Source organism: Reyranella sp. (assembly GCF_965249915.1).
GTDB lineage: Bacteria > Pseudomonadota > Alphaproteobacteria > Reyranellales > Reyranellaceae > Reyranella.
Genome location: NZ_OZ252257.1, coordinates 4,689,655 through 4,701,337, shown reverse-complemented (window position 1 = coordinate 4,701,337; position 11,683 = coordinate 4,689,655). Strand labels below are relative to the sequence as shown.

Annotated in this window: 10 protein-coding genes; 5 read left to right on the top strand and 5 right to left on the bottom strand. The window is 68.3% G+C overall.

What is annotated here, in order from left to right:
- Positions 1–23: 23 nt before the first annotated feature.
- From cobS to ACP15H_RS23205, 5 genes are all read left to right on the top strand, one after another.
- Positions 24–863 carry an adenosylcobinamide-GDP ribazoletransferase gene (gene cobS / locus ACP15H_RS23225; protein ID WP_425068501.1) on the top strand — a complete coding sequence of 280 codons (840 nt, stop codon included), beginning with the start codon at positions 24–26 and terminating at the stop codon, positions 861–863.
- Positions 864–901: 38 nt separating this feature from the next.
- Positions 902–1,573 carry a histidine phosphatase family protein gene (locus tag ACP15H_RS23220; RefSeq protein WP_425068500.1) on the top strand — a complete coding sequence of 224 codons (672 nt, stop codon included), beginning with the start codon at positions 902–904 and terminating at the stop codon, positions 1,571–1,573.
- Positions 1,570–2,436 (top strand): class I SAM-dependent methyltransferase, encoded by an 867-nt coding sequence (locus ACP15H_RS23215; RefSeq protein ID WP_425068499.1) that lies wholly within the window; start codon positions 1,570–1,572, stop codon positions 2,434–2,436. The genes ACP15H_RS23220 and ACP15H_RS23215 overlap by 4 nt, the downstream gene beginning before the upstream one ends.
- The gene (cobU, locus tag ACP15H_RS23210; RefSeq protein WP_425068498.1) at positions 2,436–3,005 is read left to right on the top strand and encodes a bifunctional adenosylcobinamide kinase/adenosylcobinamide-phosphate guanylyltransferase; all 570 of its coding nucleotides are present in this window, start codon (positions 2,436–2,438) and stop codon (positions 3,003–3,005) included. The genes ACP15H_RS23215 and cobU overlap by 1 nt, the downstream gene beginning before the upstream one ends.
- A 94-nt stretch (positions 3,006–3,099) precedes the next feature.
- On the top strand, positions 3,100–3,786 hold the full coding sequence (locus ACP15H_RS23205; RefSeq protein ID WP_425068497.1) for a lipid-binding SYLF domain-containing protein: 687 nt from the start codon (positions 3,100–3,102) through the stop codon (positions 3,784–3,786).
- Between the two features lie 159 nt (positions 3,787–3,945).
- On the opposite strand, the gene ACP15H_RS23200 is transcribed toward ACP15H_RS23205, so the two are convergent.
- The 5 genes from ACP15H_RS23200 to gltB all read right to left on the bottom strand — a co-directional run bounded on the left by ACP15H_RS23200 (position 3,946) and on the right by gltB (position 11,653).
- Complete coding sequence (locus ACP15H_RS23200; RefSeq protein ID WP_425068496.1) at positions 3,946–4,605, bottom strand: CoA transferase subunit B; 660 nt, start codon at positions 4,603–4,605, stop codon at positions 3,946–3,948.
- A 10-nt stretch (positions 4,606–4,615) separates the two neighbouring features.
- A complete protein-coding gene (locus tag ACP15H_RS23195) occupies positions 4,616–5,317 on the bottom strand; it encodes a CoA transferase subunit A (RefSeq protein WP_425068495.1) in 702 nt (233 codons plus the stop codon).
- Between the two features lie 61 nt (positions 5,318–5,378).
- Positions 5,379–6,176 carry an enoyl-CoA hydratase/isomerase family protein gene (locus tag ACP15H_RS23190; RefSeq protein WP_425068494.1) on the bottom strand — a complete coding sequence of 266 codons (798 nt, stop codon included), beginning with the start codon at positions 6,174–6,176 and terminating at the stop codon, positions 5,379–5,381.
- A 4-nt stretch (positions 6,177–6,180) separates the two neighbouring features.
- Complete coding sequence (locus tag ACP15H_RS23185) at positions 6,181–7,071, bottom strand: DMT family transporter (RefSeq protein ID WP_425068493.1); 891 nt, start codon at positions 7,069–7,071, stop codon at positions 6,181–6,183.
- 37 nt (positions 7,072–7,108) lie between these two features.
- Entirely contained in the window at positions 7,109–11,653 is a 4,545-nt protein-coding gene (gene gltB, locus ACP15H_RS23180; protein WP_425068492.1) for a glutamate synthase large subunit, read from the bottom strand.
- Between the last annotated feature and the right edge of the window lie 30 nt (positions 11,654–11,683).

Here is an 11,683-nt window from a genome sequence, read left to right as displayed (position 1 = left end):
GACCATCCTATATTCGCGGGACCATGACCAGTCCCCACGAGCCGTCCTCCTCTTCGTCTTCGTTCAGCGGCGGGGGCAGCGGCGCGCCCCGGCCCTCGTCGTTCGACGAATGGCTGCAGGCCTTCAAGGAACAGATGACGTTCTTCACCGGCCTGAAGCTCGATGTCGGCCTGCCGCGCTGGCCTCTCGCCGACGTGCTGCCGGTCCTGCCGGTGGTCGGCGCGGCGATCGGGCTGGCCTCCGGGCTGGTCTTCGCCATCGTCCGCGGCATCGCCGGGCCGGGTTGGCTGGCCGCCGTCCTGGCGGTCGGCGCGGCGGTGATCCTGACGCGCGCCCTGCATGAAGACGGGCTGGCCGATACCGCCGACGGGCTGGGCCCGCATGGGCTGGAGCCGGCCCGCCGCCTCGAGATCATGCGCGACAGCCGCAACGGCACGTTCGGCGTGCTGGCGCTGGCGCTCTCGGTGCTGATTAAGGTCGCCTGCCTGGCGCAGTTCGGCGCTGCGACCGGGCTCGTGGTGCTGATCTCGGCCCACGCGCTGTCGCGCGCCGTGCTGGCCTATCCGCTGCTGGCCTTTTCCCCGGTCCATGCCGACGGGCTGGGCGCGACCGTGGGCAAGCCGACCGACAACGACGTCTGGATCACCATCGGCATCGGCGTGGGGCTCACTTTCCTGCTGATGCTGGGCAAGGGCCTGTTCGTGGCCCTCCTGGCACCGCTCGCCGTGCTGGCTTCGGCCTGGTTCACCTCGCATTGGATCGCCAAGCGGCTCGGCGGCTATACCGGCGACACGCTGGGCGCGGTGCAGCAGAAGGCGGAGGTCGTGTTCCTCGTGGTGGCGGCGCTGTTCATCGGCAGCTAAGAAGGCGGCCGCTTAGAAGAGTCCAGCGGAGGAACGGCATGGCGACGGGCGCCAAGATCACGGGAGCAGTCACGCGGTGGTGGTGGGTGCGGCATGCGCCGGTGCCCAATCCGGAGCGCCGTTGCTACGGCCAGTCGGACATGGATTGCGACGTGAGCAACGAGGCGCTGTTCCGGCATCAGGCGAAGCTGCTCCCCAAGGGCGCGGTCTGGTACGCCTCCAACCTGCTGCGCGCGCGCAAGACGGCCGAAACGCTCGCCCGGTCGGGGGCGGAGATGGACACGCTCAACATCGATCCCGACCTCGCCGAGCAGCATTTCGGCTCGTGGCAGGGGCTCACCTATGTCGAGATCGCCGAGAACCACGCCAACAATCATCTGTTCTGGCTGGGACCGCCGGAATTCCGGCCCGAGGGCGGCGAGAGCTTCGTTGACCTGCGCGAGCGCACGGTGCGCAGCATCGACCGTCTGACCGCCGAGCATAAGGGCCGTGACATCGTGGCGACGGCGCATGGCGGCACGATCCGCGCGGCGCTGGCCCATGCTTTCGACCTGCATCCCGAGGCGGCGGTGCGCTTCGAGATCGACAATGTCTCGATCACGCTGATCGAGCATTTCGAGCAGGCCGATCCGGCTCATGCCTGGCGCGTGTCGTTCGTGAACTACATGCCGCGCGAGATCGTCCTCGCCCATGCGGGCGGGCCTGCGTGACGGCGGCCGCCCCGTCGACCGCCAAGTCGACCGCGGATCTGGCGGCCGAACAGGCCGCGCACTGGAACGGTCCGGGCGGGCAGAACTGGCTGAAGGCGCAGGCGCGGCTCGACCATCTGATGGCCGGGCTCACGCGCCACGCGCTCGCGCTCGCGAACGCGCAGCCCGGTGAGACGGCGATCGACGTCGGCTGCGGCGCCGGCACCACGACGGCGGCCCTGGCGGCCGCGGTCGGGCCCATCGGTCATGTGCTGGGAGTCGACATCTCCCGGGTGCTGATCGATGCGGCGGCAACGCGGCGGCTCTCCAATGCGACCTTCGTGGTGGCCGATGCCGGCGCGCATCCGTTCGAGGCCGCTTCCGTCGACCTGATCTTCTCGCGCTTCGGCGTCATGTTCTTCGCCGATCCGGTGGCCGCCTTCACCAACCTGCGGCGGGCGCTGAAGCCATCGGGGCGGCTCGCCTTCGTCTGCTGGCGCAGCGCGCAGGACAATCCCTGGAGCCGCGCGCCGGTGCAGGCGGCCGCGCCGTTCCTGCCGCCGATGCCGCGGCCCGGGCCGGAAGATCCCGGCCAGTTCGCCTTCGGCGACCGCGCCCGAGTCGAGCGCATCCTGACCGGCGCGGGCTTCGCCGGCCTCGCGATCGAGCCGCTCGACGTCGAGATCTGGATGGGCCGCGACCCGGCCGATGTCGTGGCCAATGCCGGCCGCTTCGGGCCGCTGGCCCGCCCGCTGGCCGAGGCCGATCCGGCCGCCGCCGAGCAGGCGAAGGCCGCGATCGTCGAGGCGATGGCGCCGCATGCGACCAAGGACGGCGTGTCGCTGCCCGGGGCCTGCTGGCTGGTCGGCGCGACGCCCGGCTGATGGAACATATCTCCAGCTTTCCGCTGCCGCCGGTGACGTTCGTCCTGGGCGGCGCGCGTTCGGGCAAGAGCACCCATGCCGAGCGCCTCGTGACGGGCACGCTGCACGGCGGCACCCCGCGACCGGCGGTCTATATCGCCACCGCCGAGGCGGGCGACGTCGAGATGGCGACCCGGATCATGGCTCATCGTGCCCGCCGCGGTGCCGTCTGGACCACGATCGAGGAGCCGCTGAAGCTCGCCGAGGCAATGGAGCAGGCCGCCGCCAAAGGGCAGCCGATGCTGATCGACTGCCTCACGCTCTGGCTCTCGAACCTCATGCACGCCGGCGAGGATGTCGACCAGGCGACCGACGATCTGATCGGGTCACTGGATGATCACAACCAGCCGGTGGTGTTCGTGAGCAACGAAGTGGGCCTCGGAATCGTGCCCGAGACCCCCCTCGGCCGGACCTTCCGGGACGCCATGGGCCGGCTGAATATGCGTATTGCCGAGCGTGCCGACCGGGTGATCCTGATGGCCGCGGGCCTGCCTCTGGTGATGAAGGATCGGCCGGCGCGGCCGCGCTGAGGGCCCTCAACCCGGCGGCGAAACGTGGTATGGTTCAGCCGTTGTGACCATCCAGGCGCTCCCCGGCGTCGGTCGCCAGCCAAATGGAGCACAAATGAAGCTCGATCGCCGAACCGTCCTTTCGGGCACAGCGGCCGCGTTCGCCGCGCCGTTCCTGACCTCAATGCCGGCCCGTGCCGATGCCAAGCGCCAGTCGCTGGTCGATTCCTGCCTCGCCACCGCCCGGAAGATCCTGGGCGGCCCGGACTTCCCCGATGCCGCCGGACAGATGGTCAATGCGCGCGGCGTCCTGATCATTCCCGAACTGGTCCAGGGCGGGTTCATCTTCGGCGCCGCCGGCGGCCGCGGTGTGCTGCTGGGCCGGTCCTCGCCCAACAACTGGAGCTACCCGGCCTTCTACATCATGGGCTCCGGCAGCGTCGGCCTGCAGGTCGGCGGCAAGGTCTCCGAGATCGTGTTCATCATCCGGACCGAGAAGGGCCTGCAGGCCGTCCTCGACCACAAGTTCAAGTTCGGGGCGGAAGCGGGCGTGACCATGGTCGCGGTCGGCATCGGCCTCGAAGGCGCCTCGACGGCGGCCGGCGGCGCCGACATCGTGGCCTTCGCCAATTCGCAGGGCCTGTTCGCCGGCGCCTCGATCGAGGGCTCCTACATCGACGCCGACAACGACTGGAACGCGCTCTATTACGGCGCCGGCGCGACGGCCAAGGGCGTCGTGCTCGACCGCCGCTACACCAACCCCGGCGCCGAACCGCTCAGGCAGTATCTGTCGAAGTGGTGAAAGAGATTTCGTCGTCTCGACCGTAGCCTCGCGTAGCGAGGCGAAGCGGAGAGACCTTCTCTCAACGAATTGACGGCTTTTGGTGGAGAGAAGATCTCTCCACTTCGCGCCTTCGGCGCTCCGGTCGAGATGACGGAGCTATTGTCGAAGCGGATCGCCCTAAGCGACCTTCAGTCCCGCCGCGATCGAGAGCTTGGCCTTGGTCTTGGCCTTGACCTCGTCGACGGTGACGCCGTCGGCGAGTTCGATCAGGGTGACGCCGCCATCGCCCTTCTTGTCGACGGCGAAGACGCCGAGCTCGGAGATCACCATGTCGACCACGCGCCGGCCGGTCAGCGGCAGGGTGCATTCGGCCAGCAGCTTAGACGCGCCGTCCTTGGAGACATGCTCCATGGTGACGATCACGCGCTTCACGCCGGCCACCAGGTCCATGGCGCCGCCCATGCCCTTCACCATCTTGCCCGGGATCATCCAGTTGGCGAGGTCGCCGTTCTCAGCCACTTCCATGGCGCCCAGGATCGACAGGTCGATATGGCCGCCGCGGATCATCGCGAAGCTGTCGGCCGAGCTGAAATAGGACGTGCCCTTCACCTCGGTCACGGTCTGCTTGCCGGCATTGATGATGTCGGCATCGACCTCGTTGTCGTAGGGGAAGGGGCCGACGCCCAGCATGCCGTTCTCGCTCTGCAGCGTGATGTCGACATCCTCAGGGACATAGTTCGACACCAGCGTCGGAATGCCGATGCCGAGGTTCACGTAGAAGCCGTCCTTCAGTTCCTTGGCGGCGCGTGCCGCCATCTGATCGCGGGTCCAGGCCATCGTTCTCTCCTCAAGCCTTGCGTACGGTGCGCTGTTCGATCTGCTTGTCGTAGGGCGCACCGCAGAAGATGCGCTTCACGAACACGGAAGGCGTGTGGATGTGGTCGGGATCGAGCTCGCCGACCGGCACAAGCTCCTCGACCTCGGCGACGCAGATCTTCGCGGCGGTCGCCATCATCGGATTGAAGTTCCGCGCGGCCTTCCGGTAGATCAGGTTGCCGGACGTGTCGCCCTTCCAGGCCTTCACCAGCGCGATGTCGCCGACCAGGCCGCGCTCCATCACATATTCCTCGCCGTCGAAGACCTTGGTCTCCTTGCCCTCGGCGACCAGCGTGCCGACACCGGTCTTGGTGTAGAAGGCCGGGATGCCGGCGCCGCCGGCGCGGCAGCGTTCGGCCAGCGTGCCCTGCGGGTTGAACTCGAGCTCCAGCTTGCCCTCGAGGTAGAGCTTGGCGAAGGTCTTGTTCTCGCCGACGTAGGAGCTGATCATCTTCTTGACCTGCCCGGTCTCGAGCAGCAGGCCCAGGCCCGCGCCGTCGATACCGGCATTGTTCGACACGCAGGTGAGCCCCTTCACGCCGGAGTCGCGCACCGCGCCGATCAGCCGTTCGGGAATGCCGACCAGGCCGAAGCCGCCGCACATCAGCATCAGATCGTCGCGCAGCAGGCCCTCGAGCGCCGCCTTCGCATCCTTGTAGACCTTGTTCGCCATCGCTGTGTTCCGTCCTCGCCGGGTTCTTCGGCATATGGGAGCCGTCGCACTTGCCTGTCAATCAGTCGCGAATTGTCCGCTTTCCGGCGACGAATTCGCCCATCAGCCGGTGTCCATCGTCGCTCACGGCGAGGTCCATGAACAGGGTCCGCTCCTGGGCGAGGCCTTGTGACAGAGGCGTTTCGGTCGCCGACCGGACCAGCCGCTTGATGTGCGCCACCGCCCGTGGCGGCTGCGCGGCCAGCCGCTCGGCCAACGTCATCGCGTGGTCCAGCACCGGCCCGTCGACCGCCGCATGGACCATGCCGAGGCTCGTGGCCTCGTCGGGCGACACGGTGCGGCCCAGCAGCGACAGTTCGAGGGCCCGCGCCTCGCCGACCAGGCGCACGAGCCGCTGCGTGCCGCCGGCCCCGGCCAGGATGCCGATGTTGATCTCGGGCTGGCCCAGCCAATACGGGCCGCGCTCGGCCAGGCGGATGTCGCAGGCCATGCAGAACTCGAAGCCGCCGCCCATCGCCGTGCCGTTGATCGCGGCGATCACCGGCTTGGGCGCGCTCTCGAGACGGGTGAGGATCCTGTGGTAGGCACTTTCGGGCGAGGGCCGGTCGAGCGAGAAGGTCGCGCCCTTGGCGCGCAGCTTCTCCGAGAGGGCGAGCAGCTCGGAGACATCGTAGTGCTCGATGAACACCCCCTTCAGCGCGCCGGTGAAGACCAGCACCCGCACGGTCTCGTCGGCCAGCAGCCCGTCGACTGCGGTGTCGAGTTCGCCGACCATCGCGGCGTTCATGTAGCCCTTGGGCGGATTGTTGAAACGGACGATGGCGACGGCATCGCGCCGTTCGATTTCGATCAGGGACATGGGCTCAATTGTTCCTGTCCAGGATCACGATGGCAATTCCCGCGATCACCAGCGTCGTGCCGATCGCCAGTGGCCAGGTGACGGGTTCGCCCACCAGCACGACCGAGCTGGCGATGGCCAGCAGCGGCACGCCCAGCATGCCGAGCGAGCCGGTGATCGGCGGCAGGGCGCGGGCGACCGAGACGGCGGCCCAGGTCGCCGTCGGGCCGGCCAGCACGCCGAGATAGAGCAGGGCGAGCCACAGCGACGGCTGCTGCAGGTCGAGATGGCCGCCGGGTTCCAGTACGAAGGCGAGGATCCACAGCAGCACCGTGGCCACGCCCATCTGCCAGGGCAGCACGTCGAGCGGCGACATGCGCCAGGTGTGGCGGCGGGCATGCAGGATGGCCAGCGCCCAGGTAAAGCCCGCGGCCAGCAGCCAGCCGTGCCCCAGCATCACGCGGCGGTCGCTCCAGTCGAAGCGCAGCGGATCGACCAGCACGAGGATGCCCGCGACGCCGAGGGCGGCCCCGGCGAAGGCGCGGCGGCCCACCTTCTCGCCGATCATCCAGGACATCGGCACCATCCAGAGCATGGTCGTGTAGGCCAGCACGCCGGAGCGGCCGGGCGGCACGATCTGCACGCCGAGATTGGCGAAGGCGAAGAAGCAGGTGAGCTGCAGCCCGCCGACCGACAGGATGATTGGCCAGTCGGCGCGACCGGGCCAGGCGAGTCGCTTCAGCGCCGCCACCAGGACGAAGGCGGCCGTCGCCGACAGGGTGGCGCGCGCCGCCGCCAGCCAGATCGGCGTGCCGGCGCCCAGGCTGATCCGGATCACCGGCCAGGACAGGCCGAACAGCACGACCACGAGGCCAAGCTGCAGCCACGCCACGCGCGAGGGCCGCGCGTCGGTCATCGAGGTTTCCTCCTGCCGTCTTTCCGCCCTGGCGTGCCTAGGCGCGCTTTTCCTGCGCGACGGTGAGCGGCTGCGGCAGGCGGGTCAGCATCTCCTTCGGCACGACCTGCCAGAAATGCCCGACCTCGCGATCCCAGTCGTTCAGCAGGCGCGCGCCCAGCGGCGACTTGGTCTCGGCGACATGTTCGGCCACCAGGGCCTTGAGCACGGCCTCCCAGTGCGGATGGTCGATGCGCTGCCACGTCACCGTCTCGGGGTTGACCTTGAGCTGGAAGGCATCCTCCGGATCGTAGAGGAACGCCATGCCGCCGGTCATGCCGGCGCCGAAATTGACGCCGATCGATCCCAGGATCACCGCGGTGCCGCCGGTCATGTACTCGCAGCCGTTGGAGCCCAGCCCCTCGACCACCGCATCGGCGCCCGAGTTGCGCACGGCGAAGCGCTCGCCGGCGCGGCCCGAGGCGAAGAGCTTGCCCGCCGTCGCGCCGTACAGGACCGTGTTGCCGATGATGGCATTGGCTTCCGGCACCAGCGGGCTGGAGATGGTCGGCTTCACCACGATGGTGCCGCCGCTCAGGCCCTTGCCGACATAGTCGTTGGCGTCGCCGAACACTTCGAGCTTCATGCCCTGCACGGCGAAGGCGCCCAGCGACTGGCCGGCGGTGCCGCGCAGGCGGACCGTCACCGTATCGGGCGGCAGGCCCGTCATGCCGTACTTGCGCGTGATCATGGCCGACAGCCGCGTGCCGACCGCGCGATGGGTGTTCCGCACGCTGTACTGCAGCTGCATCTTCTCGCGGTGCGTGAAGAGCGGCTGCACGTCGCGCAGCATCTGGGCGTCGAGCGTGTCGGGCACCTCGTTGCGGCCCTCGACCGTGCAATGCACGGTCTCGTGCCCGCCATCGGCCCGCGTCAGCAGCGGGTTGAGGTCGAGATCGTCGAGATGGCGCGCGCCACGGCCGACCTGCTTCAGGAGGTCGGAGCGGCCGACGATCTCGAGCAGCGACCTGTAGCCGAGCTGCGCCAGGATCTCGCGCACCTCCTCGGCGACGAAGCTGAACAGGTTCACGACCTTCTCCGGCGAGCCCTCGAACTTCTCCCGCAGCTTCGGATCCTGCGTGCAGACGCCCACCGGACAGGTGTTGGAGTGGCACTGCCGCACCATGATGCAGCCCATGGCGATCAGCGAGGCCGTGCCGAGCCCGTATTCCTCGGCGCCCAGCATGGCGGCGATCACCACGTCGCGGCCGGTCTTGATGCCGCCGTCGGTGCGCAGCAGCACCTTGTCGCGCAGGCGGTTCAGGGTCAGCACCTGGTGCGTCTCCGACAGGCCCATCTCCCACGGGATGCCGGCATACTTGATGCTGGTCTGGGGCGAGGCGCCGGTGCCGCCATTGTGGCCCGACACCAGGATCACGTCGGCCTTGGCCTTGGCCACGCCCGCCGCGATCGTGCCGATGCCGGAGCGCGCGACCAGCTTCACGGTCACGCGCGCCTCGGGGTTGATCTGCTTCAGGTCGTAGATCAGCTGCGCCAGATCCTCGATCGAATAGATGTCGTGGTGCGGCGGCGGGCTGATCAGCGTCACGCCCGGAGTCGAGTGACGAAGCCTGGCGATCATCTCGGTGACCTTGAGGCCGGGAAGCTGGCCGCCCTCGCCGGGCTTGGCGCCCTGGGCCACCTTGATCTCGAGCTCGCGGCAGTTGTTCAGGTACTCGGCGGTGACGCCGAACCGGCCCGACGCCACCTGCTTGATGGCCGAGGAGGCGTTGTCGCCGTTCGGACGCGGCTTGTAGCGCGCGGCATCCTCGCCGCCTTCGCCTGAATCGGACTTGGCGCCGATGCGGTTCATGGCGATCGACAGCGTCTCGTGCGCTTCGGGCCCCAGCGCGCCCAGCGAGATGCCGGGCGCCACCAGGCGCTTGCGCAGCTCGGTGATCGATTCGACGTCGTCGAGCGGGATAGGCGTGCGGTCGGGCTTGAAGTCGAGCAGGTCGCGCAGGTTGATCGGCGGCTGGCGGCGTACCGCCTCGCTGTACTTGCGGTACTTCGCGTAGGACTCGGTGTTCACCGCGTCCTGCAGCATGTGGATCAGCGCGCCCTCGAAATTGTGCCGGTCACCGCCGCGCCGCGCCTTGTAGAAGCCGCCGATCGGCAGCGCGATCACGTCCTCGTCGAAGGCGCGCGCATGCTGTTCGGCGATCTCCTCCTGCACGCCGCGCAGGCCGATGCCCGAGATGCGCGAGGGCATGCCGGGGAAGAACTCGGCGACCAGCGAGCGCGACAGGCCGACCGCCTCGAAGTTGCAGCCACCGCGGTACGACGACAGGACCGAGATGCCCATCTTGGACATCACCTTGAGCAGGCCCTCGTCCAGCGCCTTCTTGAAGTTTGCGAGGCACTGGCCGAGCGACAGCTTGCCGAACAGGCCGCGCGCGTGGCGGGCCGCGATCGTCTCCTCGGCGAGGTAGGGGTTCACCGTCGTCGCGCCGACGCCGATGATGACGGCGACATAATGCACGTCGAGGCATTCGCCCGAGCGCACGTTCAGCGACGTGAAGGTGCGCAGCGACTGGCGCACCAGGTAGGAGTGCACGGCGCCAGCCGCCAGGATCATCGGCAGCGCGGCCCGGTCGGGCCCGATATTGGCGTCGGTCAGCACGATGTGCAGGCAGCCGCTGCGCACCGCATCCTCGGCTTCCTTGCAGATGCGCTCGAAGGACTGGCGCATCGCGTCGAGGCCGCCCTTCGGATCGAAGGTGCAGTCGATGCGTGCGACCGTGTCGCCCATGTACTTGCGCATCGCCTCGAACTCGGCGTTGAGCACGATCGGCGACTGCAGCGACAGCATCTCGCTCTGGTCGGGCGTCTCGTCGAGGATGTTGCCGAGATTGCCCAGCCGCGTGCGGATCGTCATCACGTTGCGTTCGCGCAACGAATCGATCGGCGGGTTCGTGACCTGGCTGAAGTTCTGCCGGAAATAGTGGTGCATGCCGCGATAGGTGTCGCTCAGCACCGCGAGCGGGGCGTCGTCGCCCATCGAGCCGACGGCCTCCTTGCCGTCCTCCACCATGGGATGGAGGATCGCCTCGAGATCCTCGATCGACCAGCCGGCCGCGAACTGGCGGCGGCGCAGCTCGTCGGCGGCAAAGTGCTCGGTCGCGGGCGCGTCCTGCCGGATCAGCGAATCGAGTTCGACCGTGCGCTGCGTCCAGCTCGCATAGTCGTGCGTGGCGGCGAGCATGTCCTTCAGCTCGCGGTCCTTGTAGACCCTGGGCTGGTCCATATCGACAGCCAGCATCTCGCCGGGCCCGAGGCGCCCCTTCTCGACGATCTTGGCCTCGTCCTGCGGCACCATGCCGGCTTCCGAACCGGCGATCAGCAGGTCGTCGGACGTCATGACGTAGCGCATGGGGCGCAGGCCATTGCGGTCGAGCCCGACCAGCGCCCACTTGCCGGCGACGGCGGCGATGGCGGCCGGTCCGTCCCACGGCTCCATGACGCCGTTCACGTAGTTGTACATGGCGCGATGCTCGGGCGGCACGTTCGGGTTCGTGGCCGAGGCCTCGGGAATCATCATCGTCTTGACCATCGGCAGGTTGCGATGGCCGCGGACCAGCAGCTCGAAGACGTTGTCGAGCGCCGACGAATCGGAGGCGCCGGGCTGCACGATCGGCTTCAGGTCCTCGATGAAGCGGCCGAAGGTCTCGTGTTCGAGGCGCGCCTCGTGGCTCTTCATCCAGTTGACGTTGCCCAGGATGGTGTTGATCTCGCCGTTGTGGGCGAGCACGCGGAAGGGCTGCGCCAGCTTCCATTGCGGGAAGGTGTTGGTCGAATAGCGCTGGTGGAAGATCGCGAAGCGCGAGACGAAACGCTCGTCGAGCAGGTCGGGATAGAAGGCCGACAGATGCTCGGCGAGGAACATGCCCTTGTAGACGACCGAGCGGCAGGAGAGCGAGCAGACGTAGAACTCGGCGATGTTCTCGGCGAGCGCCGCCTTCTCCATGCGCCGGCGCAGGATGTAGAGCTGCTTCTCGAACTCGCGGTTGTCGAGCTTGGCATCGCCGCGGCCGATCAGGATCTGTTCGATCTCGGGCCGCGTCTCGTTGGCCTTGGCGCCGATGACCGAGATGTCGACCGGCACCTGCCGCCAGCCCAGGATCGTGTGGCCGAAGCGCAGGATCTCGGTCTCGACGATGGTGCGGCAGCGCTCCTGCGCACCGAGATCGGTGCGCGGCAGGAACACCATGCCGACCGCGATGCGGCCGACCTGCGGGACCTCGCCGCTCGAGTCGCGGACATATTCCTTGAAGAAGTCCTGCGGGATCTCGACGTGGAGGCCCGCGCCGTCGCCCGTCTTGCCGTCGGCGTCGACCGCGCCGCGGTGCCACACCGCCTTCAGCGCGTCGATGCCCGCCGCGACCACGTCGCGGCGTCGCTTGCCGTCCAGCGCCACGACGAGACCGACGCCGCAGGAATCGAGTCCTTCGGCGGGGTTGTAGCCATAGGCGGCGGTGAGCTTGGCGGTGCCGCTCTTGTAGTCGCGGACGAACTGCTCGGCATCGAAGGGAAGGATGGACATGGAACTATTCCTTATCGTGGCTTTCCCCCT

What these genes read in the sequence shown, in the direction of transcription:
- ACP15H_RS23205 (WP_425068497.1), top strand. Translation starts at nt 3,100, where the DNA reads ATGAAGCTCGATCGCCGAACCGTCCTTTCGGGCACAGCGGCCGCGTTC.
- ACP15H_RS23220 (WP_425068500.1), top strand. Translation starts at nt 902, where the DNA reads ATGGCGACGGGCGCCAAGATCACGGGAGCAGTCACGCGGTGGTGGTGG.
- ACP15H_RS23190 (WP_425068494.1), bottom strand. Translation starts at nt 6,176, where the DNA reads ATGTCCCTGATCGAAATCGAACGGCGCGATGCCGTCGCCATCGTCCGT.
- gltB (WP_425068492.1), bottom strand. Translation starts at nt 11,653, where the DNA reads ATGTCCATCCTTCCCTTCGATGCCGAGCAGTTCGTCCGCGACTACAAG.
- cobU (WP_425068498.1), top strand. Translation starts at nt 2,436, where the DNA reads ATGGAACATATCTCCAGCTTTCCGCTGCCGCCGGTGACGTTCGTCCTG.
- ACP15H_RS23185 (WP_425068493.1), bottom strand. Translation starts at nt 7,071, where the DNA reads ATGACCGACGCGCGGCCCTCGCGCGTGGCGTGGCTGCAGCTTGGCCTC.
- cobS (WP_425068501.1), top strand. Translation starts at nt 24, where the DNA reads ATGACCAGTCCCCACGAGCCGTCCTCCTCTTCGTCTTCGTTCAGCGGC.
- ACP15H_RS23200 (WP_425068496.1), bottom strand. Translation starts at nt 4,605, where the DNA reads ATGGCCTGGACCCGCGATCAGATGGCGGCACGCGCCGCCAAGGAACTG.
- ACP15H_RS23195 (WP_425068495.1), bottom strand. Translation starts at nt 5,317, where the DNA reads ATGGCGAACAAGGTCTACAAGGATGCGAAGGCGGCGCTCGAGGGCCTG.